We start from the raw sequence: 21212 nt of genomic DNA on the forward strand, positions 1-21212 counted from the left end.
GCCGGAGTGGTCGGCGTAGCGGACCATGTGGGCGGCCGCGGTTATCCGGCCGCGCTGCTCGGCGACCAGGGTGGCTCGCTCCTGGACCCACGGGTCGACGATGAACTCGTCCGGTTCGTGTTCGAGCTGGCTCAGCACCGCGTTGACCGTGATCGACACCCCGGGCATCACGGCGTGGGCGTGGCCGTTGACCAGGTCGGTGAGCTGATCACGGTCGCTTCTCCGGAACGGCCGGACGGTGATCGCAGACATGGGTCTCCCTCGTCGACATGTCGTCGGAGATCCGCTGCCTGTGCGGTACCTGTTCACGGTAGCCGGTGGGCCAGGTGGGTCGGAAGATCGAAGGGCTCCGCCCTGGAACCCCGTCGCCGCCCGGTGAGCAGGACCGGCTCGGCAGCTCTCCGAAATCTCGCGCTCGCAGCCACCGTGGAAGGTCTCTGGTGGGGCTGACAGCGACGGCACACTCCGGGCGTTCGTGGATCAGCCGACGATGCCTGCCACAGTGGTCGTTCCGCGCACGCAACAATCGGAGACTCCTCGTGCTGGTAGACATCCTTTCGTCCGGCCCGGGCGAGGTGATGCTGCTGGTGGCCACCGCACTGGTGGTTGCGGAATCGGCACTGCTGATCGGCGTCGTGATGCCGGGGCTCGGAGTGCCGATCGCGGTCGGCGTACTCAGCGCAGCGGGCGCAGTGCCGTGGACGGCCAGCGTCCCGTGCATCTGTACCGCGGCCGTGCTGGGGCGTTTCCTCGCATTTCTCCGAGGCCGGAACAGTGATCTGACTTCGACCCTCGCCCGTGTGCGGGACGTCCCGATGGTCCGCTCGTGTCTGGACGCCATCGCGTCGCCCGCGTTCCGCAGTTGATGGGCACATGAGCGGGGTCCGCGGGGAGTAAGGCCTGGTCAGCGTGCTGCGCCTGCGTGAGAGTGCTCGAAAACGTGGGCACACGTTTTGGCGGGTTGAGGCTTGTGTGAGCTGCCCGGAGTGTGATCGGCTGCGGTCATGTATCTGCGGACGACCGAGCGGCGGAACAAGGACGGCTCGGTCGTGCGCTACCTGGCCCTGGCCCACAACCAACGCGTCGGTGCCACCACGAAGGCGAACGTGCTGCTCAACCTCGGCCGGGAGGACCGCCTGGACCCCGACGGGCTGCGCCGGCTGGTCCGCTCGATCAACCGCTACCTGGGCGAACCCGGCACCGACGCCGGCACGGACGCCGCTGAGTCCGCGGGCGCCGGTACCGCGGCCGAGGGGCTGCGGTTGATCGCCTCCCGCCCGGCCGGGGCGGCGTGGTTGCTGAACGGGCTGTGGAAGGCCCTGGACGTCGAGGCCGCCCTGCGCAAGGTGCTGGGTGGGCGCCGGTTCACCACCGATGTCGAGCGGGTGCTGTTCGCGCTGGTGGCGAACCGGGCGATCGACCCGTCCTCGAAGCTGGCCGCGGCCGAGTGGGTCGGCCACGACGTGGCGATCCCCGGCCTGGACGCGCTCAGCGAGGATCAGGCGTATCGGGCGATGGACCTGCTGATCGAGGCCGACACCGACGCGAAGGTGCAGGAGGCGGTGTTCTTCGCGGTCGCGGACCTGCTCAACCTCGAGGTCGACCTGCTGTTCTTCGACACGACCAGCACCTACTTCGAGCGCGACACCGAGGACCCCGACCCCGCCGAGGGCACCGACAGCAGCACCGACAGCAGCGTCGACGGATCAGACGCAGTGGCAAGCCCAGGCGGCCCGGGCGGGTTCCGGCGCTACGGGCACTCCAAGGACCACCGCCGGGACCTGCCGCAGATCGTCATCGGGCTGGCCGTCACCCGGGAAGGCATCCCGGTCCGGTGCTGGTGCTGGCCCGGCAACACCAACGACCAGGCGATCCTGCCGCAGGTCAAGGACGACCTACGGGGGTGGCGACTGGGCCGCGTGGTCACCGTGGTCGACCGCGGGTTCTCCTCCCGGGACAACCTGGCCTACCTTCAGCGCGCGGGCGGGCACTACATCGCCGGCGAACGGATGCGCGACGGCAGCCCGCACGCCGCCCAGGCACTGTCCCGCCAGGGCCGCTACCAGCAGGTTCGGGACAACCTGCGCGTCAAGGAAGTCCGGATCGACTCCACCCCCGGCGTCCGGTGGATCATCTGCCACAACCCCGACGAGGCCGAACGCGACCAGGCCGCCCGCGAAGCCGCGATCGCCAGGATCTCCGCCGAGCTCGACCGCATCGCGTCCGCCCGCACCCGAGCCCGCGAGGCCGCCCGCACCCGCCGCGCCGCCACCACAACCAGCAAGGCCGCGTGGCGGCACGCCGCCCGGGCCGCCGAACGTGAGGAGGCCGCGCACGTCAAGGCCGAATGCGCGCTGCGTGAACCCCCGGCCCTGGGCCGGTGGCTGCGCCAGACACCGTCCGGGCGGCTGCAACTGGACCGGACCAAGATCGCCGCCGAAGCGAAGCTGGACGGGAAGTACCTGCTGTCCACCTCCGACCCGGACCTCTCGGCCGAGGACGTCGCCCTGGGCTACAAGAACCTGCTGGAGGCCGAGCGCGGGTTCCGCGACTTGAAATCCACCATCGAGCTGCGGCCGGTGTTCCACCGCCTCGAACTCCGCATCCGCGCCCACGTCCTGCTCTGCTGGCTGGCGCTGCTGCTGATCCGGGTCGCCGAACGCCGCACCGGCCGCACCTGGCGCACCATCTCCCGCGAGCTGGGCCGGCTGCACACGATCACCCTCACCGGCCCGGCCGGCACCGTCGTGCAGACCACCGAGCTCACCACCACCCAGGCCGGCATTCTTCGGGCCTGCGGGGTCACCCCACCACCCCGGATCACCACCCTCGACCCCGCCTAACCAGCCCAAACAGCGCCAACAGGCACCGCGGCGGGCATGGACACACGCCCACCCCGCTCCCACACCAGCGGTCCTGCAGGTCAACCCCCGAATTCAGCCCTCACATCTGCCCACGAACTGCGGAATCCGGGCGTCGCGACCCCGCACCGTGGTGGTGTTGTCCCAGTGGTTCGCCGTCGTACGGACCCTCGTCCCGCGGCTGGTGGGTTCTGAGCTGTCGCTCCGCGCGTTCGTTCTGGTCGCGGCACCCGCGGCGGTGGCGTGGGCGTCGACCGCGCTCTTCATCGGTCGCCTCCTTCACGACAGTTCCGAGCTCGCCGCCGGAATCGTTCGCGTGGACCAGGCGCTTGCCGTTGCGATACCCGTGCTCGTGGTGCTGCTCGCACTGGTGTCCTGGCGCAGGGCCAGGGCCCGACGGCGATCGAACCTCGGCCGCGATGGCTCCGAGACGCCTCCATCTCCCACCTGATCGGCCGGCGGTCGAACTGCCCGCCAGACGATCGGGACGAGCTGTCATCGCAGCAGTAGAATCCGGAACTCTGCCCCCTAAAGCCGCCGGTGGACACATGCGACGATTCGTCACGCAGGTGCGGGCAGCCGTAGGCAGGATGCGGTCCTTTCCACCGGGGGCGACCCCTCCGACCGTCCCCTTCGAGGAGTCCCCGAGGTTCGCCGACGATCGACAGTTCGGCACTCCACAGGCGCACCGACCTGCTCCCCGCCTCCGACGCATGCTCCGTGGCGTCCGGAAATGGAAGTGGACCGTGCTGCGTATCGGCCTCTTCCTTCTACTCCTGTCGACGGTGTTCCTTCCCCATGCGCTCGACGACGGCGGGGCACTGGCCTGGCTCGCCATAGGGGTGCTGGCGCTCCTCGTGGGAACAGCCGTCAGACATGACCTACGGCGCGCCACGAGGGCACGGAATCCCCAATGACATATCTGCGACGCCGCGGCGTGCTCGTCGTCAGCGAGGGTCGAGCAGACAGAACTCGTTTCCCTCGGGGTCGCGCATCACGATGTAGGGCGCATCCCCCGGCTGGCCGACATCGGCCCTTGTCGCACCTCGCGCCGTGAGCGCATCGACGGTGTCGTTCTGATCGTCCGCGTACAGGTCGAGGTGCAGTCGATTCTTCCCCCGCTTTACCTCGGGCACCGAGACGAAGAAGAGCGACGCGCACTGGCGCTCGGGCTGGCGCACTTCCACTCCCGCAGGGAGCCAATCGACCACCTCCCAGGCGAGCGTCTCCGCCCACCACTGTGCGAGAGCAGCCGGATCGCGGGCGTCGATCGTCAGCGCCTCCCAGCGAATCGCCATGGTCGGACCCTAAGGCACATGGCGCTGCGGAATGCACCCATTGCCCGTTACCGGCCACCAGGCACCGCTGTGATGAACATGTGCCGACGTCGGCACGATTCCGCGACCTCAGGGCCTGACCGCGCAGATCACCTCAGCGGCCGGCCGCGCGCACCAGCCGCAACTGCCCGATCTCCGCGGCGTTCTTCGCGAGCTCGGTGTTCACCCAGGCCAGCGTGTGACCGACCGTCATCGCCGGATCCCCCTGCCACGGGAACGGGGCCTCCGCGGCGAGGTCGTCGTCGGACAGTTGGTCCAGGACGTGCGTCCACTCGTCACGCAGAGCGCGCATCCAGGTGACGGTGGCGGCGGCGTCACCCGGCCACACCACGTCCGTGCGGTCGGGCGGCGTGCGACCACGGAGGTGGTCGGTCGTCACCGTCCACCACCAGCCGATGTGCCAGGTGAGCCATGCGATCGTCGGGACGGGGATCGGGTCGGGTTCGGAGTCCGCCCAGTCGGGCCGCCACGTCCCGTCGTCGGACGGGTGCACCGTCCAGCAGACGCGGGCAGGCCGCCAGAGGGTCTCGTCGTCATCGAGCCGCTCGAGGTGGTACTCGAACAGGGCCCACGTCAGGTCGAACTGCCACCGCAGGAGCGGAACGCGGGACGCCGTCATCGTCCGAGGCTCCCACCGCAGGGACCCGGCCGAAAGGACGATTCCCCGCCGGCGGAACCGGCCTCCGGGCCGATCCGCCCGCGTCGCGCCGTCGCGATGCTGGGCCGATGCACCGACCAGACATGAGCGCCCCAGCACCCCCGACCGCGACCGCCCGGGTCGAGGCCCTCGACGCCCTCCGCGGGCTGGCCCTGTGCGGAATCCTCCCCCTCAACATGATCGCGATCGCCGATCTGCCGTTCCTCGCGGGCCCCTGGCAGGGCGCGTTGCCCCAGTGGCTCGAGGTCACGGCGCACCAACGCTTCTTCCCGATGTTCGCGTTCCTGTTCGGGCTCAGTACCGCTCTGATCCTGGACGGAGCGGCCGGGCGGACCACCCGTCCATGGCTCGTGCTGCTGCGCCGGCTACTCGTGCTCGGTGTGCTGGGCGCCGCACACGGGCTCCTGCAGCCCGGGGAGGCGCTGCGCGGGTACGCACTCGTCGGCCTCGTCGTGCTCCTCCCGGCCTCCTGGCTGCCCCGGCCGGTGATCGCGCTCGCCGGAGCCGCCGCGATCGTCACGTCGCTCGTATTCACCGCCGGTGGGTTCGGGCTCGTCCCCGGGCTGTTGCTGCTCGGCCTGGCCGCCGCCCGCTACGGCCTGCACCGCCAGATCGCGGCACCGAACCGGGCCGCGTGGACGGCCGTGCTGGCCGGGACCGTCGTCGTGGCGGTGCCGTTGCTGAGCATGCAGGTCGACTCGATCGAGAGCAGCGGGTTCGACTGGGTGTCCGCGACCGCCGGGCTCGTCATGGCTGTCGGCTACGCGTGCGCTTTCGTCCTGCTGACCGCGTCGCGGGTAGGGCCGTGGGTCTGCTCCGTCCTCGCCCCGCTCGGGCGGCTCGCGCTGACCAACTACCTCTCGGCGACCCTGCTGGCCCTACTGCTGACCTCGGTCCAGGCGTTCTCCGGCCTGGGTGGGTACCGCCTCCTGCTGCCGTTCGCCGCGGCGATCCTGGTGGTCCAGGTGGTCGCGAGCCGCTGGTGGATGCGGCACTTCCGGTACGGGCCGGTCGAGTGGGTGTTGCGCAGCATCTCCTGGTTGACCCCAGTACGGATGAAACAGGCCGACGGCGGCCACCCGGACGCGCGGACCTCCCTCCAGCCGGACGGCCGGGCGTCATGATCGGATGAGCCACGGCTCGGGTGCAGAGTCGTCGCGACGAGGAGGACCGGTGACCGGCGAGAAGCACGTGCGGGGAACGGACCGCCCGTCCGACGGGATGCGGCTGTGGGCGGCCCGGTGACGGTCGCCGGTGTCCTGTTCGCCCTGGCCGCGCTGTCGGCGACGTTGTGCGTGGTCGGGGTGCTCGTCGAGCGACGACGGTTCCGCAACGCGCTGCTCGGCGGGACGGCGACGGTCCTGCTCCTGATGGCGGTGTTCGCCCAGCTCCTCCGGCTCGACATCGGCGTCATCGAGCCCGTGACGGTGGTGGTCGCGGCGCTGCTGATCGTGGGTGTGCTCGTACTGACGGGCTTCCTGCTCATCAACGGCGTCGTGATGATGCGGCGGGAGGGACGACGGCCGGCGAACCTGCTGTCCCTGCTCGCGGGGCTCGTCTGCCTCGCGGTCGTCGTCCTCGTCCCGATCATGGTGCGCGTCGAGAACCGGTTCCTGACGGCGCTGACCTTCGCGGCGCTGCTGCTCGCGGCCTACCTCGGGTTCCTGCTGTGCAGCCTGCTGGCCTACGCCTTCGTCTACGGACGGATGGGGGTCCGCCCGGGCGTCGACTTCGTCGTCGTCCTGGGGTCGGGGCTCATCCGCGGTGCGGTGCCACCGCTGCTCGCCGCCCGTCTGGACCGCGGGGCCGCCCTGTGGGACCAGGAGCGGGAGCGGGGCGGGAACCCGATGTTGCTGACCTCCGGTGGCCGCGGTCCCGACGAGCCGGTCGCCGAGGCCGTCGCGATGGCCGACTACCTGGTCGCCCGCGGCGTGCCGTCGGAGAAGATCCTGCGCGAGGACCGGTCGAGGACGACGCAGGAGAACCTCGAGTTCAGCCGGGCGCTCATGATCGAACGGCTGCCCGACCATCGCTGCGTCATCGTCACCAACGACTTCCATGCGTTCCGGGCCGCGCTCACCGCCCGCCGGGTCGGGGTGAACGGCCAGGTCGTCGGCGCGCCGACCGCCCGCTACTACCGGCCCAGCGCCACCCTGCGGGAGTTCGTCGCGATCCTGGCCGAGCACCCGGTCCTGAACGGCGCGATCTGCCTCGCGCTGGTCGTGCTCGGGGTCGTGGTCGGCCTCGGCCGGTAGCCGCCCTACTGCGACGACCCCGTCGCCGCCACCCCGACGCCGAGCCCGATCATGGCGAGCCCACCGGCACCGCCCACGGCCGCGATCCGCCTCGGCGACGACGCGAACCAGTCCCTGGCCGATCCCGCGGCGAGGGCCCACACGCTGTCGAGCACCAGGCCGATGGCGACGAAGAGCGCCCCCAGCAGCAGGATCTGCGTGCCGACAGGCCCACGCACGTCGACGAACTGGGGCAGGAACGCGACGAAGAAGACGACGGACTTCGGGTTCAGCACGCCCACCACCAGGCCGTCGACGACGCTGCGGGCCGCGCCGATGCGTCGGCCCTCGGCGGAGCGCTGCATCGCGCGGACGACGTCGTGTCGGTGCCGGAACGCCGCGATCCCCAGGTACACGAGGTAGGCGGCCCCCACCAGCTTGAGGACGGTGAACGCGGCAGCAGACTGTGCGACGAGCTGCCCGAGGCCGACGGCCACCGCGACCACCTGCAGGAAGACACCGACGGCGTTGCCGAGGACCGTCGCGAGCGCCGCGGACCGACCGGCCGCGAGCGCACGACCGACGGTGAAGACGACGCTGGGTCCGGGGATGGCGATGACGACCGCCGCAGCGGCGGCGAAGGCGAGCAGTCGATGGTCCACGGCGAGAGCCTCCGCCGACCGGCCACCGGCGTCGACCCCTTTCCCGGTCAGGCTCCGGACGACGCGGGTCCACCCCCGCCGTCGACGACGCAGAACCGGTTGCCCTCCGGGTCCTGCATGATCACGTAGTCGGCGTCGGCGGGCCGGTGGCGCCACGGGACCTCCTGTGCACCGAGGGCGACCAGGCGCCTGACCTCGGCCTGCTGGTCCTCGGCGTACAGGTCCAGGTGGATGCGCGGCGGCAGGACCCGCTCGGACGGCGCGACGTCGAGCGACACGTTCGGGCCGAGGCGGCCGTCGCGCGGGCGCAGGAGCGCGAAGTCGTCGTCGACGGGGGTGCGCAGCTCGTAGTCCAGGGCCGCGGTCCAGAACCGGATCTGCCCCGCCAGATCGTCGACCCGGATGACGACCGATCCCACGACCAGCATGGCGGCGACCGTAGCCCGCAGCGGGCTCCCGGGCAGGACGGCGCGGTGGGTCCGCTCCTGGTGGCCGTGTCGGCCCGTCCTCGCGGGCGCCCCGGCGGTCAGCGCAGGCGGGCGATCAGCCGGCCGATCCACCACAGCAACGCCGCGCACCCGCACAGCAGCCCGACGGCGAGCAGCAGCATTCCGTAGTCCTCCCAGCCGGGCCGCCACACCGGCGGGGGCTCGTCGAGGGGGACGTACCGGACGTAGCGCTCGTACGGGGGGCCGAACACCGACCGCAGCCAGGACGGCAGCATGATCATCCCGCCGGTGAACAGACACAACCCCGCGACGACGGCGAGCAGACGCACCCGGCGAGCGTAGGTCCCGGTCCGACCGGTCACCATCGCTCGACCCGGGCGCGGCGCTCCGCCATCCTGGTACCGGACCGCCCCCCCCCCGGCGGCTCCCCGGACGAGACGCGCCGTACCCGGAACGCCAAGACGACGCATCCCCTCCGGAAGGAGCTCGTCATGGCATGGATCTACCTCGTGGTCTCCGGTGTGCTGGAGACGGTGTGGGCCGCGGCGCTGTCGCAGAGCCGCGGGTTCAGCAGGCTCGGCCCGTCGCTGCTGTTCGCGGGCGCGCTGGCTCTGAGCATGACCGGGCTGGCCCTGGCGTTGCGCGACCTGCCCGTCGGCACCGCGTACGCCGTGTGGGTCGGCATCGGCGCGGTCGGCACCGCGCTCTACGGCATGGCGGCCCTCGGCGAGCCGGCGACGACGGCGCGGCTGCTGTGCCTGCTCGCGATCGTCGCCGGTGTGGTGGGGCTGAAGGTCCTGCACTGACGGGCCGGCACCGACCCGGGAACGACGGCGGGGCCGGCACCCCGTGAGGAGTACCGGCCCCGCCGCCGTGGGAGCCCCTTACTCGAAGGGTCCGTCCTTCAGCAGCCCACCGGCCGGCCCCTCGACGAAGCGGGGGTCGGCCTGCGGGATCTCGGTGTCGGTGCCGTTGACGCCGTCGGGCCGGTTGCTCGACGAGACGGCGTCGGCCGAGTCGAAGAAGCCGTAACCGAGGGTGTCAGTGGTCTCCAGCACCGCGTCCAGGCCCTGGGTCGGGCTCTGCGTGCTGGGGTAGCCGTGCTCGGCGTCGGTGTCCGTGTCGGCCGAGGCGATCCCGGCCAGCGGGAAGGCCACCGCGGCGAACGCGCCGACGGCGATGAGGGAGCGTCGCATCCGGTTCTGCATCGAATCCGTCCTTCGGTGTGGGGAGGCTTATTCAGGCCCCGTGAAATAACGATCTAGCCCGGCGTGTCGGGTTGGGCGACAGCCCGTCCATCGCGAATATTGGTTTGCCGAATCAATCCGAGATGAACGGGCTGCCGCAGTATGTACTATACCACTGGTTTCCGGCGTGATGAAATTCAGGATCTTGTCGCTATAGTGTATGAGCAGGATCAGCGGGACGCGACGGAGGCACGTTTGTCTTGGCCGCCGGTTCTGGGGTTGTTCTGGTCGGTGGTGATCACGTTGGCGTATCTGCGCGGGAATCGTGTGCAGTGGGAGTTGGCGGAAACCTATGGGGTGTCGCAGTCGACGGTTAGTCGAGCGATCACGGGGGTGACACCGTTGCTGGCACAGGCGCTGCGGAGTGTCGTTCCGACGGCAGAGGAGCTTCGTGCCGATCGGCAGTACATCATCGATGGAACCTTGCTGCCCTGCTGGTCATGGGCCGCGGTGCCGGGTCTGTGGTCGGGCAAGCATCGCACCACCGGCGTCGTCGTCCAGGTCGCAGCCACCCTGGAAGGGCAGCTGTCGTGGATCTCCGACCCGACCCCAGGATCCCGACACGACCTATATTGCCTCGACCAATCCGGCGCCCTCGACCACCTCGCCACATACCCCCCGATCGGCGATAAAGGATACATCGGGCGCGGCATGCTCACCCCGTTCAAAAAACCACCCGGCCGGGAACTTCTCGACTGGCAAAAAACATTCAACAAGAGCCTCAACCACACACGCGCCACCATCGAACGAGTCATCGCCCATATCAAAACGTGGAAAGTTCTCCACACAGACTACCGGCGGCCCTACGCCACATTTAAAACGACAATCTCGGCAGTCATCGGACTCATCTTCTACACACTTACCTGACGGAGCCTGAATAAGCCTCGGGGAGCTGGCCGTTCACACTAACGGCCTAGAGTGGTGCGGCGTAGGCACTCGCCGCGGCGGCGTCACATGTTGTCGGCGCCGGCCTTGATCGCCTTCCGGATGCGGTTGTAGGTCCCGCACCGGCAGATGTTGCGGATGTCGTCGAGCGCCTCGTCGTCGATCGAGCGCCCCTCGGCCGAGCAGCGCTTGACCAGGTCGATCGCCGCCATGATCTGGCCGGGCTGGCAGTACCCGCACTGGGCGACGTCGTGGTCGATCCAGGCCTGCTGCATCGGGTGCAGCTTCTCGCCGTCGGCGATCCCCTCGATCGTGGTGATCTCGTCGGACTCCGAGATCGCCCCGACCGGGACCGAGCACGGGTTGAAGGCCTTGCCGTTGATGTGGCTCGTACAGGCCTTGCAGACGTTGATCCCGCAGCCGTACTTCGGCCCGGTCACGCCCAGCAGGTCCCGCAGGACCCAGAGGACCCGGACGTCGTCCTCGACGTCGACGGTGACCTTCTCGCCGTTGACCGTGAAGGTGTGGGAAGGCATGTCAGTCTCCTCAGCGGGCGAAGTCGAGGCCGTTGGTCGGCGACGGCGGCACGGGCGGGATCGTCGGGTAGGGCTCGAACGGCAGCGGCTCGTTGTGCAGGATCGGGAACTGCGTCGGCACCGTGCCGGTGGCGCGCGCGTAGGCGCAGGCGATCGCGCCGCAGGTCGCGGCCACGCCGAACTCGCCGGCACCGCCGGGCTCGGGTGCCTCCGAGTCCTCGATGAGCACGATGTTCATCTCGGGCGGGGTGTTCCACTGCCGGGTGTAGAAGTAGTTGTCCCAGCTCGCCTCGACGAAGTGCCCGTCGACCAGGTGCAGGCCCGCGGTCAGCGTCATCGCGATGCCGTCGTTGATGCCGCCCATCATCTGGGCCTCGAAGCCACGCGGGTTGATGATCAGTCCGCCGTCGACGACATAGGTCACCTTGGTGACACGCGGGCCGGTGCGGGCCGAACGGATCTTCCGGTCGACGGTCTCCGGCCGGCAGTCGATCTCGACGACCGCGCAGGCGACGCCCTTGTACTCGACGTGCATCGCGATGCCCTGGGCCGTGCCCTTCGGCATCGACTTGCCCCAGTCCGCCTCCTTCGCGGCCCGGTCGACGACGTTCTTCCAGCGGGTGAGCTTCGTGTAGGCCGACCGGAACTCGTACGGGTCCTTGCCCATCTTCGCCGCGACCTGGTCGATCATCAGTTCGCGTGCCGTCGCCGTGTCCGGCGAGTAGATGTTGCGCATGGAGCAGGTGTTGAAGCGCATGTCGACCTCGTTGAGCAGCGAGGTCGCGACGCCCACGTTGTACGGGTTGGTCTGCGTCGTGAGGTAGATGCTCTCCGAGACGGTCAGGTTGCCGCCGGGCGCCTTGTTCGCCGCCGCGGTGATCGCCTCGGACAGGCCCGGGTTGATCTCGGTCGCGACGCTCGTGTGCCGGATCTCGAAGCTGCTGACCGCGTCCCCGCTGACCTGGGCGCGCACCCGGCAGGTGGCCATCGGGTGGGTCCGTCCCTGACGGGAGTCGTCGGCGCGGGTCCAGATGAGCTTGACCGGCTTGCCGAACGCCTTCGAGCACTCGGCGGCCTCCTCCAGACCGTCGAAGAACAGCCGGCGGCCGAACGAGCCACCGCCCTCGGTGACGTGCACCGTCACCGCGTTCTGGGCGATCCCGAGCTTCTTGGCGATCTCGGCCTGCGCGGCGATCGGGGACTTCGACGGCCCCCAGATCTCGGCGGAACCGTCACGGACGTCGGCGATCGCGCAGTTGGTCTCCAGCGCGGAGTTGCTGCGGAAGTAGAAGGTGAAGTCGCCCTCGACCGTCTCACCGAGCGCCTGCGGGACGGCCAGCGGCAGCTCGCCGCGGCGCAGCGCCGCCAGCACCGACTCGTCGTTCTCGCCCTCGACGGTTCCGCCGTCCCAGTCGACGTCGAGTGCGTTGACCGCGTCGACGGCCTGGCCGAAGGTCTTCGCCCGCACCGCGACACCGCTCGGGACCTGCTCGACGTCGGTGACGCCGGGCATGCGGCGGACCTCGTCGATGTTGTTGACGCCGAGCGGAGCCGAGTTGAGGTTCGGCCCGCGGCAGATGACGGTCGGGAGGGCGTCGGGGATCTGCAGGTCGGCGAGGAACTTCTTCTTGCCGGTGACGATCGCACGCGCGTCGGACTTGGTCCGGGGGGTGCCGATGACGGTGAACTCCTCGCGGTCCTTGAGGACCACGTCGACCGCCTCGTTCACCGAGCTGGAGGCCAGCTCGGTCAGCTCCCCGAAGGGCAGCTCCTCGCCGTTGTTGCCGGTGATCAGCCCCTGCCGGCTGCGCAGCACGTTGACGTCCTGGCGGAGCTCGTTCGCGGCCGCGTCGAGCAGCCGCTTCTGCGCGAGCGCCGCCGCGACCCGGATCGGGGTGTAGGTGGAGAACGTCGTCGTCGAGCCGCCGGTGAGCTGGTTGAACACCAGCTCCGGGCGGGCGTCGGCCAGGGTCACGATCACCTGGTCCGGGTCCAGGTTCATCTCCTCGGCGATGATCATCTGCGTCGAGGTGATGATGCCCTGGCCGTTGTCCGACCGGGGCAGGGCGAACGAGACGGTGCCGTCGCGGTTGACCTCGATGCGGATGAGGTTCGCGGCCGGGCGCGCGGAGTCACGGATGAGGTCGAGCAGGTCGTAGAGCTCGGCGGGCAGGGGCGGCGACGGGATCGCGGCCGCGTTGGCCTGCGGAACACCGGGGAGCCAGGTCTGGCGTCCGATCTCGGCGGCGACGACCAGCGTGGGGGCGGCGACGAGATAGCCGAGGAACCGCCGGCGGCTGACGTTCTTGCGGTTGTCTCCGGACGCCGGGCGCTCGGGGGCGGTGGCGCTGTGAGCGGGCATCGTTGTCCTCTCCGACTGTGCTGCGGTGCACGACCCGACGGCGACGTCCGGTGCGGGGAGCGGGGACGTCCGCGGGCATTCGGGCGACCAACGACGTGCCTGATTCGACGGTTACGCGTCGGCACGCGCGCCAGATGTCGTGCGAACTCCGCGGCCGGACTATCGGAGATCAGTTATTTCGCAGGTCAACGACTTGGCATTCAGGGTCCCCTTACCCGCAGATGCGGATGACTCGCCGTCACAAATACCGCAGGAAGCGGCTACTCCGGCGACGGGGATGCCACTCGTCCGAGTGATTCAGTCGACGGCGACCGAACCGAAGGCCGCTGTCACCCGAAGTGACCGCGCCCGCCGCCCGACTCCGCGTGCCTCGATGTCGTCGACCGCCTCGTGGTCCCGGACCCTCGATCGTGGTGATCTCGTCCGACTGCGAGCATCACGACAACTTCAGCGGGTAGGCCGAGCGGCGCGCAGCAGCCGGACGAAGGTCCAGGGCAGTACGACCAGCGCACCCAGGACACCGACGATCCCGGCGACGATGATCGCCCAGTGCCCGGCGCCCGGCTCCGAGGGCACCGCGAGGCCTACGGCCAGCACCAGCGCCGGCACGGCGACGATCCCCGGCCACACCAGGGTGCCGAGCCACTTCTCCCCGACCGTCCAGGAGCGACCGGTCCACAGCATCACGACGCCGGCGAGCCAGCCGACGACGGGCAGTACGAAACCACCCAGCATCAGCATCAGGACGGTGAGAACGGGGTAGGCGTCCGGGTCTCCGGGGCGGGTGGGTTCCGGGGTGGTGGTCATCGTGGTCATCTCCAGCTCCTCGTGTGGGGGTGTGTACCCACTGTCGCGGCGGAGAGGGGTCGGCCACATCGGAGCCGGGAATGATCCGTGGCCTCGGACCACGGTCGGAGGCAGGCGGAGATCACTCCGCCCTCGCGAGCACGGCCGCGCCGGGCCCCACGAGCTCCCCCGGCCGGACCGGCCTCCCCGAGACCGCGAGGAGCAGGGCCAGCGCCGTCCCGGTCACCTCCGTGCCGGACCCGATCACGAGGTCGGCGTCGGTCGCCCGCAGACAGAGGCCGGAGACGGTCTCGCGAGCGCCCCCGAACGACACCGACGTGCGGGCCTGCACCTGCACCGCACCGGCGACGGCGGCGGGCGCGTAGGGCCGGACGATCCCCAGCGGACGCCGGATGTCCTCGCCGTGCACCACCATCTCGACCCAGCGGGTCGCCAGCGGGGCCGGGGGCGTGGCGGTCAGCGGCAGGCAGGCCGCGAACCGCCGCACGGTCTCCGCGGGAGTGGCGCCCCGTTCGCGCGCGACACCGGCCGCGTTCTGCCGGTCGAAGTCCATGCGGGCGCGCAGCATGCCGAGGACGAACCGGGTCCGGGTGGTCCGGGCGGTGTCGACGAGGTGCGCGAGCACGTCGTGGACGGTCCACCCGGGACAGAGCGACGGCGTGTCCCACCGGTCGTCGGGGAGGTCCCGGAGGTCGGCGAGCAGCGCGGCGCGCTCGGCGTGGACGAGCTTCCAGACATCGGTCACGGTGGGGCCTCCCGGGTGGTGAGCGGATCGTCGACCACCACAGGGACCGCCCGGCCCTCGGGAACTCATCGCGCCAACGACAGAGGGCCGGACCCCCGACTCGGGGATCCGGCCCTCTGACCAGCGGTAGCGGTGGGATTTGAACCCACGGAGGCGTGAACCTCACGCGCTTTCGAGGCGCGCTCCTTCGGCCGCTCGGACACGCTACCGCCGACAAGGTTACTCCAGGCTCAGTCACGGTCGGCGGACGGGGTCCGGCCGAAGAACTCGCGCAGCAGAGCGGCTGCTTCACCTGCGCGGACCCCGCCGACGACCTCGGGCCGGTGTGCGAGCCGACGGTCGCGCAGCACGTCCCACAGCGAGCCGGCGGCGCCGGTCTTCGGCTCCCACGCCCCGAACACGACACGCTCGACCCGGGCCAGCCCGATCGCGCCGGCGCACATCGTGCACGGCTCGACGGTCACGGCGAGGGTCGTCCCGGTCAGCCGCCACTCCCCCACGACGGCGGCGGCGGCACGCAGGGCGAGCACCTCGGCGTGCGCGGTCGGGTCGCCGGTGGCCTCGCGGGCGTTGCAGGCCGCGGCGAGCTCGGTGCCGTCGGCGGCGAAGACGACCGCGCCGATCGGGATGTCCCCGGTCGCCGCGGCGCCGCGCGCGACGTCGAGGGCGCGGCCCAGCGCGAGCCGGTCGGCCGGGCGGAACACTCAGGAGCCGACGAGCTCGTCCAGCGCAGCCGCGAACCCGCACCGGCGGGCGATGGTGTCCAGCTGCTCGTCGGGGTAGAGCTCGAGGTCGGAGACGAGGATCTCCAGCTCGTCGGCGGGCAGACCGAGGTCGGCCACGATGCCCAGGTCACCCTCGGGCCAGGCGTCGTCGAGGGCGTCGTCGTCCGGCGGGAGCTCGACGCGGAGCAGGTCGAGCACGTCGGCGGCGATGTCGTAGTCCAGCGCGGCGACGGCGTCGGAGATCAGCAGCCGCACCCCGCCCGCGGACGGGCGGATCAGGACGAAGAACTCGTCGTCGACGTCGAGCAGGCCGAGCACCGCGCCGGTGGAACGCTGCGCGCGCAGCGCGGCGATCGCCGCGTCGAGATCCACGAGCGCCTCGGAGCCCAGCCGGACACAGCGCCGACGACCCTCCTCCCGGATCGCGGCGACCGCGAATCCGGGCAGGGCGGCGCCACGGGTGTCCGGGGCTGCCTCAACGCTCTGTGTGGGCACGCGTCAACGGTACGTCGCTCCGGGCTTGTGAGTCACGCCACGACCAGGTACGCGTGGTCACACCGGGCCTGCGGGCGCCGGACGGGCTCCGGTCAGCGACGATCGGTCCATGCCCATCACGCCCACCTCGGTCGCGGGGCTCCCCGGCGGCCTGCTCGAGGCCGCCCGCGTCCTGCAGCCGCGGACGGTGGCGCTGCGGCGCGAGCTGCACCGCGCCCCGGAGCTCGGACTGCACCTCCCCCGTACCCGGGACGCGGTGCTGCGCGCCCTCGACGGGCTGCCGTTGCGGATCCGCACGGGCGGCTCGTGCACGTCGGTCACCGCGGTCCTCGACGGCGACCGTCCCGGACCGACGGTGCTCCTGCGGGGTGACATGGACGCGCTGCCGCTGCCCGAGGACACCGGACTGGACTTCGCCTCGGGCACCGACGGCGTCATGCACGCCTGCGGGCACGACACCCACACCGCGATGCTCGCCTCGGCCGCGCGGCTGCTCGCGGACCGGCAGGACCGCATCGCCGGCCGGGTGGTGTTCATGTTCCAGCCGGGCGAGGAGGGGTTCCACGGCGCCCAGCACATGATCGACGAGGGCGTGCTCGACGAGGACCCCGAGCTGGCCTACGCCCTGCACATCTCCTCGACCGTGCCGACGGGGCAGCTCCACCACCGGCCGGGCCCGATCATGGCGGCCGCGGACGTGCTCCGGGTCCGGGTGACGGGCCGCGGCGGGCACGCCTCGGCCCCGCAGGACGCCTGCGACCCGGTCCCCGCCGCCGCGGCGATGGTCGGGGGCCTGCAGACCCTGCTGACCCGCCGGGTCGGACCGCAGGAGTCAGCGGTGCTCACCGTGTCCCGGATCGAGGCGGGCACCACCGACAACGTGATCCCGGAGACCGCGCTGCTGACCGGGACGCTGCGGACGTTGTCGGAGCCGGTGCGCGCGCTGCTGCACCAGGCGGTCACCGAGCACTGCCGGCACACCGCGCTGGCCTACGGCTGCACGGCCGAGGTGGAGATCGTCCCGGGCTACCCGGTCACCCGCAACGACGACCGGGCGACCGCCGGGCTGGTGCGCGTCGCGGAGAAGGTGCTCGGCCGCGGCGCCTGCGTCGCCATGCCGGATCCGCTGATGGGCGCGGAGGACTTCTCCTACGTGCTGGACCGGGTGCCGGGCTCGCTGGCCTTCCTGGGGGCGCGGCCGCCGTCGGTCGATCCCGCCCTCGCCCCGCCGAACCATTCGAACCGGGTGGTGTTCGACGAGGCGGCGTTCCCGGCCGGGGTCGCCGTGTACGCCGGTCTCGCCCTGGCCGCGACTGGCTGAACACACGACGGCGCCGCGCCCCCGGAAGGAGCGCGGCGCCGTCGGTGCGGTCGCTCAGGCGGTCTCGTCGACCGAGCCGGCGGAGACGCGGCCGTAGCCCTTCCAGTTGCGCTGGGCGTAGGCGGCCAGCGCGGAGGTGACCGCCAGGCCCACCCCCGTGCTCGCGATGATCGACAGGAAAACGGCGCTCGACACAGCCATGACGGCTCCTCCTCACACGGGCACGCGCCGGGTCCGGTGACCGGGTCCGGATGCCCCGGGCGGAGTCGCGACGCTTGCGAGTCCCACGGGCGCCATCTGCGCCCGTCGACCACGGTCCCACGTCGAAAAAGCGCTGTCCCGCCTGCGGAAGCACCGAATCGGATGACTCCGCTCACAGCCACGACGACGCCCCATCCGGCAATGGGAGCGGAGCCTCGTTAACGTCGTGGAGAATTGTTCAAGTAATCGGACAGAACGCCACGGATCGACAGTTCTACGACGAAAGCGTCACCGTGGCGTGCCCAGTCGCCAGGGGGAACGAGTGGACGACACAGCAGACGGGGCGGTCGACGGCGTCACCGTCACCGACCCCGCGACCATGCGCCGCGCGGTCGCGGCGGCCGCGGTCGGCAATATCACCGAATGGTTCGACTTCGGTGTCTACGGCTATCTCGCCACGACCATCGAGGCCGAGTTCTTCCCGCCCGGGCCGCTGTCCCAGGTGGCGGTGTTCGCGACCTTCGCGGTCGCCTTCTTCTTCCGCCCGCTCGGCGGACTGTTCTTCGGCCCGCTGGGCGACCGCATCGGCCGGACCAAGGTCCTCTCGATCACGGTCATCCTGATGGCGCTGGGCACGTTCCTGATCGGGCTCATCCCGTCCTACGCCTCGATCGGGCTGGCCGCGCCGATCCTGCTCGTCGCCGCCCGTGTCCTGCAGGGCTTCTCCACCGGCGGTGAGTACGCCGGTGCCATGACCTTCATCGCCGAGTACGCGCCCGACCGTCGTCGCGGGTACTTCGGCAGCTTCCTCGAGCTCGGCACGTTCGTCGGCTACGCCCTCGGCGCCACCATCGCCTCGGTACTGCCGCTGCTGCTCAGCCCGGAGAACATGTCCAGCTGGGGCTGGCGGATCCCGTTCTTCGTCGCGCTGCCGCTGGGCATCGTCGGGGTGTACCTGCGGGTCAGGCTGGAGGAGACCCCGGCGTTCCAGACCATGCTCTCGGAGTCCGAGGAGCGCGAGGGCACCCAGGTGAAGGACGGCCTCAAGCTGATCTTCACGAGGTACCTGCCGACCTTCGTCATGGTCGGCGGCGTCGTCGTCGCCTGGAACGTCACGAACTACATGCTCACCAGCTACATGCCGACCTACCTGGAGACCACGGTCGACCAGCACGGCGGCACCCCGATCGACTCCACGACGTCGTCGTGGCTGCAGATCGTCGTGCTGTGGCTGGCGGTGTTCGTGATCCCGCTGCTCGGGCGGCTCTCCGACCGGATCGGGCGCAAACCGATCATGTGGACCGGAGCCGGCGGGCTGATCGTGCTCGGCATCCCGATGATCCTGCTGATGCAGAACGGCTCGATCCCCTCGGTGTTCCTCGGGCTGCTGCTCATGGGCCTGCTGCTGATCTGCTTCTCCGCCACCAGCCCCTCGACCCTGCCGGCGCTGTTCCCGACCCAGATCCGCTACGGCGGTCTGTCGATCGCGTTCAACATCTTCGTGTCCGCGTTCGCCGGGACCGTGTCGCTGGTGATGTCCGCGGTCGTCCTCGCCACCGGGGACCTGCTGTGGCCGGGCTACTACCTGATGGCCGCCGGGGTGATCGGGGTCGTCACGCTGCTGTTCCTGCCCGAGACGGCGCGGCGCCCGCTGCGCGACGGGCAGCCGTCGGCGTCGTCGCCGGAGGAGGCCCGCGAGATCGCCAGGGAGCTGGCCGCGCGCTGATCACCGGTTGCTGATCACCGGTTGTCGGAGGCGGGGAGCGACGGCAGGCTGAACGCGTGCTGCCGCTCCCCGACCTGTTGCGGGCCCTCGACTCCGGGGAGCTCTCGCCCTCCGAGCACGTCGACGACGTGCTGTCCCGGCTGCAGTCCGACACCACCGGCTGCGTGGTCGCCCTCGACGCCGACCGGGCCCGGGAGCGCGCCGCCGAGCTGACCGCGCTGTCCGCCGCGGGACGACGGCTGGGGCCGCTGCACGGCGTCGCCGTCGGGATCAAGGACCTCGTCGACGTCGCCGGGCTGCCGACCCGGTGCGGCTCGCGGCTGCTGGCCGACGCCGGGCCCGCGGCCGCCGACGCGCCGGTGGTGACGATGCTGCGGGCCGCCGGGGCCGTGGTCGTCGCGAAGCTCCACACCCACGAGTTCGCCTACGGCCCCACCGGCGACGTCGCGGCCACCGGCCCGGCCCGCAACCCGCACGACCCGTCCCGGATCACCGGCGGCTCGTCCTCCGGGTCCGCCGCGGCCGTCGCCGCCGGGCACCTCGCGCTGACCGTCGGGACCGACACCGGGGCGAGCGTGCGGACCCCGGCCGCGCTGTGCGGCGTCGCCGGGCTGAAGCCGCGGCGCGGGGCCATCCCGGGCGAGCGGGTGTTCCCGCTCGCCGAGTCGTTCGACACGGTCGGGCTGCTGGCCGCCGACGCCGCCTCGCTCGCCGTCGCCCGCACCGCGCTCGGGGAGCCCGGCGCGTCGGCCGCGGCGGTGCTGCCCCGGATCGGCGTCGCCGACGACGACTGGTGGCGCCCGCACGACCCGGTGATCGCCGATGCCGTCCGCGCCGCCGCCGACGCGCTCACCGCGCTCGGCGCACCCGTCGCCGCCCAGGACACCCCCGGCGTCGCCGAGCTCGCCGCCACCTACCCCGTGATCACCGGTGCGGAGGCCTACGCGACGCACCGGCACTGGTTCACCGAGCGCCGCGACGAGTACCAGCCCGCGACCGCCGCCCGGCTCGCCCCGCACGCCGAGGTGCCCACGCACGTCTACGTCGACGCCCGGCGCGAGCGCCGCCGGATCGGGCGCGCCCTGCTCGACCGACTCGGGGCCTCCTGCGACGTGCTGCTCTGCCCCACCACCCGGCTGCGGGCCACCCCGATCGGCGCGACCGAGCACGACGGGGTGCCGGTGCTGCCGTCGATGCTGCAGCTGACCTCGCCGCTCAACCTGCTGGACCGGCCCGTCGTCGCGCTGCCGGTGCCGGTGCCGGGGCTGCCGGCCGGGGTGCAGCTGGTGGGGATCACGGTCGGGGAGGACGTGCTGCTGGGGCTGGCGCGGGCGCTGGAGGGGGCCCTGCGGTGATCCTGCCGGTGGCCGTGGCCCGCGGAGTGGCCGAGGGCGACGTCGATCGTGTCTACCGCCGGTGGGCGCGCTCCCGGATCGTCGCCGGCTCGACGCTGCGGACCGCGGCCGGGGTCGTCGAGGTCGTCGCCGTGGAGGAGGTGGACCCGGCCGCCATCACCGACGACGACGCCCGCGCCGCCGGTGAGCAGTCGGCCGACCGGGTGCGCCGCGCGTTCCGCGGGGCTCCCTCGGACCCGGTGTTCCGCATCCGGCTGCGCTTCGCCGGGACCGACCCGCGGGAGTCGCTGCGGGACGCGACCGGGGACCTCGACGAGGTCGTCGCGACCCTGGACCGGATGGACCGCCGGTCGCGGCGGGGGCCCTGGACCCGGCCGACGCTGCGGCTGGTCGCCGAGCTGCCCGGGGTCCGGGCCGCCGAGCTCGCGGAGCGGGCCGGACGGGACACCCTCGCCTTCAAGCGCGACGTCCGCGCGCTCAAGGAGCTGGGCCTGACCGAGAGCCTGGAGACCGGCTACCGGCTGTCCCCGCGCGGGGCCGCACTGCTCGCCCGTTCATGATCGCCGACTGTGGAGCGTGGAGCGCAGGTCGCTCGCCCCGACACTC

24 protein-coding genes, 1 tRNA gene and 1 riboswitch are annotated in these 21212 nt (G+C 71.4%); of the genes, 11 read left to right on the forward strand and 14 right to left on the reverse strand.

All coding sequences use genetic code 11. The features are described 5' to 3' along the window. Window positions 1-539: 539 nt before the first annotated feature. The 3 genes from KPL59_RS16385 (at window position 540) to KPL59_RS16395 (ending at window position 3312) form a co-directional block, all read left to right on the forward strand. Window positions 540-866: a hypothetical protein gene (locus tag KPL59_RS16385; protein ID WP_226361307.1), complete on the forward strand. Its 327-nt coding sequence runs from the start codon at window positions 540-542 to the stop codon at window positions 864-866. Window positions 867-1004: 138 nt separating this feature from the next. Then, complete coding sequence (locus KPL59_RS16390) at window positions 1005-2843, forward strand: IS1634 family transposase (RefSeq protein ID WP_226361308.1); 1839 nt, start codon at window positions 1005-1007, stop codon at window positions 2841-2843. Window positions 2844-3045: 202 nt separating this feature from the next. Further along, on the forward strand, window positions 3046-3312 hold the full coding sequence (locus KPL59_RS16395) for a hypothetical protein (RefSeq protein WP_226361309.1): 267 nt from the start codon (window positions 3046-3048) through the stop codon (window positions 3310-3312). A gap of 496 nt (window positions 3313-3808) precedes the next feature. Here the strand turns inward: KPL59_RS16395 and KPL59_RS16400 are convergent, their stop codons facing one another. Both KPL59_RS16400 and KPL59_RS16405 read right to left on the reverse strand, forming a co-directional pair. Continuing rightward, window positions 3809-4159 carry a VOC family protein gene (locus KPL59_RS16400; RefSeq protein WP_226361310.1) on the reverse strand — a complete coding sequence of 117 codons (351 nt, stop codon included), beginning with the start codon at window positions 4157-4159 and terminating at the stop codon, window positions 3809-3811. Window positions 4160-4292: 133 nt separating this feature from the next. Continuing rightward, the gene (locus KPL59_RS16405) at window positions 4293-4817 is read right to left on the reverse strand and encodes a DinB family protein (RefSeq protein ID WP_226361311.1); all 525 of its coding nucleotides are present in this window, start codon (window positions 4815-4817) and stop codon (window positions 4293-4295) included. Between the two features lie 122 nt (window positions 4818-4939). On the opposite strand from KPL59_RS16405, the gene KPL59_RS16410 reads away from it, so the two are divergent. Beyond that, window positions 4940-5980: a DUF418 domain-containing protein gene (locus tag KPL59_RS16410; RefSeq protein ID WP_226359247.1), complete on the forward strand. Its 1041-nt coding sequence runs from the start codon at window positions 4940-4942 to the stop codon at window positions 5978-5980. A gap of 105 nt (window positions 5981-6085) precedes the next feature. Then, on the forward strand, window positions 6086-7111 hold the full coding sequence (locus KPL59_RS16415) for a YdcF family protein (protein ID WP_226361312.1): 1026 nt from the start codon (window positions 6086-6088) through the stop codon (window positions 7109-7111). A 5-nt stretch (window positions 7112-7116) separates the two neighbouring features. Here the strand turns inward: KPL59_RS16415 and KPL59_RS16420 are convergent, their stop codons facing one another. The 3 genes from KPL59_RS16420 to KPL59_RS16430 all read right to left on the reverse strand — a co-directional run bounded on the left by KPL59_RS16420 (window position 7117) and on the right by KPL59_RS16430 (window position 8530). Next, the gene (locus tag KPL59_RS16420; RefSeq protein WP_226359249.1) at window positions 7117-7752 is read right to left on the reverse strand and encodes a LysE family translocator; all 636 of its coding nucleotides are present in this window, start codon (window positions 7750-7752) and stop codon (window positions 7117-7119) included. A 47-nt stretch (window positions 7753-7799) separates the two neighbouring features. Next, window positions 7800-8180 carry a VOC family protein gene (locus KPL59_RS16425; RefSeq protein WP_226361313.1) on the reverse strand — a complete coding sequence of 127 codons (381 nt, stop codon included), beginning with the start codon at window positions 8178-8180 and terminating at the stop codon, window positions 7800-7802. 98 nt (window positions 8181-8278) lie between these two features. Continuing rightward, window positions 8279-8530: a hypothetical protein gene (locus KPL59_RS16430; RefSeq protein WP_226359251.1), complete on the reverse strand. Its 252-nt coding sequence runs from the start codon at window positions 8528-8530 to the stop codon at window positions 8279-8281. 74 nt (window positions 8531-8604) lie between these two features. Then, window positions 8605-8672: riboswitch (guanidine-III (ykkC-III) riboswitch) on the forward strand. Window positions 8673-8692: 20 nt separating this feature from the next. On the opposite strand from KPL59_RS16430, the gene KPL59_RS16435 reads away from it, so the two are divergent. Next, on the forward strand, window positions 8693-9007 hold the full coding sequence (locus tag KPL59_RS16435) for a multidrug efflux SMR transporter (protein ID WP_149665867.1): 315 nt from the start codon (window positions 8693-8695) through the stop codon (window positions 9005-9007). Between the two features lie 78 nt (window positions 9008-9085). Here the strand turns inward: KPL59_RS16435 and KPL59_RS16440 are convergent, their stop codons facing one another. Then, window positions 9086-9397 carry a hypothetical protein gene (locus KPL59_RS16440; RefSeq protein WP_149665866.1) on the reverse strand — a complete coding sequence of 104 codons (312 nt, stop codon included), beginning with the start codon at window positions 9395-9397 and terminating at the stop codon, window positions 9086-9088. A 153-nt stretch (window positions 9398-9550) separates the two neighbouring features. Between KPL59_RS16440 and KPL59_RS16445 the strand changes: the two genes are divergently transcribed. Next, a complete protein-coding gene (locus tag KPL59_RS16445; protein WP_226359944.1) occupies window positions 9551-10315 on the forward strand; it encodes a transposase in 765 nt (254 codons plus the stop codon). An 83-nt stretch (window positions 10316-10398) separates the two neighbouring features. Here KPL59_RS16445 and KPL59_RS16450 read toward each other — a convergent pair whose 3' ends face one another. The 7 genes from KPL59_RS16450 to KPL59_RS16480 all read right to left on the reverse strand — a co-directional run bounded on the left by KPL59_RS16450 (window position 10399) and on the right by KPL59_RS16480 (window position 16003). Further along, the gene (locus tag KPL59_RS16450) at window positions 10399-10869 is read right to left on the reverse strand and encodes a (2Fe-2S)-binding protein (RefSeq protein WP_020623427.1); all 471 of its coding nucleotides are present in this window, start codon (window positions 10867-10869) and stop codon (window positions 10399-10401) included. Between the two features lie 10 nt (window positions 10870-10879). Beyond that, the gene (locus KPL59_RS16455) at window positions 10880-13231 is read right to left on the reverse strand and encodes a molybdopterin cofactor-binding domain-containing protein (protein WP_226361314.1); all 2352 of its coding nucleotides are present in this window, start codon (window positions 13229-13231) and stop codon (window positions 10880-10882) included. Between the two features lie 447 nt (window positions 13232-13678). Then, window positions 13679-14047 carry a hypothetical protein gene (locus KPL59_RS16460; RefSeq protein ID WP_226359253.1) on the reverse strand — a complete coding sequence of 123 codons (369 nt, stop codon included), beginning with the start codon at window positions 14045-14047 and terminating at the stop codon, window positions 13679-13681. Between the two features lie 112 nt (window positions 14048-14159). Then, complete coding sequence (locus KPL59_RS16465) at window positions 14160-14783, reverse strand: maleylpyruvate isomerase family mycothiol-dependent enzyme (RefSeq protein ID WP_226359254.1); 624 nt, start codon at window positions 14781-14783, stop codon at window positions 14160-14162. A 124-nt stretch (window positions 14784-14907) separates the two neighbouring features. Continuing rightward, window positions 14908-14992, reverse strand: a tRNA-Ser gene (locus tag KPL59_RS16470). 21 nt (window positions 14993-15013) lie between these two features. Then, window positions 15014-15487, reverse strand: coding sequence for a nucleoside deaminase (locus KPL59_RS16475; RefSeq protein WP_149665862.1), 474 nt, complete (start codon window positions 15485-15487; stop codon window positions 15014-15016). Next, the gene (locus KPL59_RS16480; protein ID WP_226361315.1) at window positions 15488-16003 is read right to left on the reverse strand and encodes a tRNA adenosine deaminase-associated protein; all 516 of its coding nucleotides are present in this window, start codon (window positions 16001-16003) and stop codon (window positions 15488-15490) included. It lies immediately after the preceding gene. Between the two features lie 109 nt (window positions 16004-16112). On the opposite strand from KPL59_RS16480, the gene KPL59_RS16485 reads away from it, so the two are divergent. After that, entirely contained in the window at window positions 16113-17324 is a 1212-nt protein-coding gene (locus KPL59_RS16485; RefSeq protein ID WP_226359256.1) for a M20 family metallopeptidase, read from the forward strand. Between the two features lie 54 nt (window positions 17325-17378). On the opposite strand, the gene KPL59_RS16490 is transcribed toward KPL59_RS16485, so the two are convergent. Continuing rightward, on the reverse strand, window positions 17379-17525 hold the full coding sequence (locus tag KPL59_RS16490; protein WP_226359257.1) for a hypothetical protein: 147 nt from the start codon (window positions 17523-17525) through the stop codon (window positions 17379-17381). A 322-nt stretch (window positions 17526-17847) separates the two neighbouring features. Between KPL59_RS16490 and KPL59_RS16495 the strand changes: the two genes are divergently transcribed. The 3 genes from KPL59_RS16495 to KPL59_RS16505 are packed head-to-tail and all read left to right on the forward strand — an operon-like array spanning window position 17848 to window position 21166. After that, window positions 17848-19251: an MFS transporter gene (locus KPL59_RS16495; protein ID WP_374111633.1), complete on the forward strand. Its 1404-nt coding sequence runs from the start codon at window positions 17848-17850 to the stop codon at window positions 19249-19251. A 56-nt stretch (window positions 19252-19307) separates the two neighbouring features. Next, window positions 19308-20606 (forward strand): amidase, encoded by a 1299-nt coding sequence (locus tag KPL59_RS16500; RefSeq protein ID WP_226361316.1) that lies wholly within the window; start codon window positions 19308-19310, stop codon window positions 20604-20606. Beyond that, a complete protein-coding gene (locus KPL59_RS16505; RefSeq protein WP_226361317.1) occupies window positions 20603-21166 on the forward strand; it encodes a hypothetical protein in 564 nt (187 codons plus the stop codon). Before KPL59_RS16500 ends, KPL59_RS16505 begins: the two co-directional genes overlap by 4 nt. Window positions 21167-21212: the final 46 nt, after the last annotated feature.

The organism is Pseudonocardia sp. ICBG1142 (genome assembly GCF_020496255.1).
Classification (GTDB): Bacteria; Actinomycetota; Actinomycetes; order Mycobacteriales; family Pseudonocardiaceae; genus Pseudonocardia.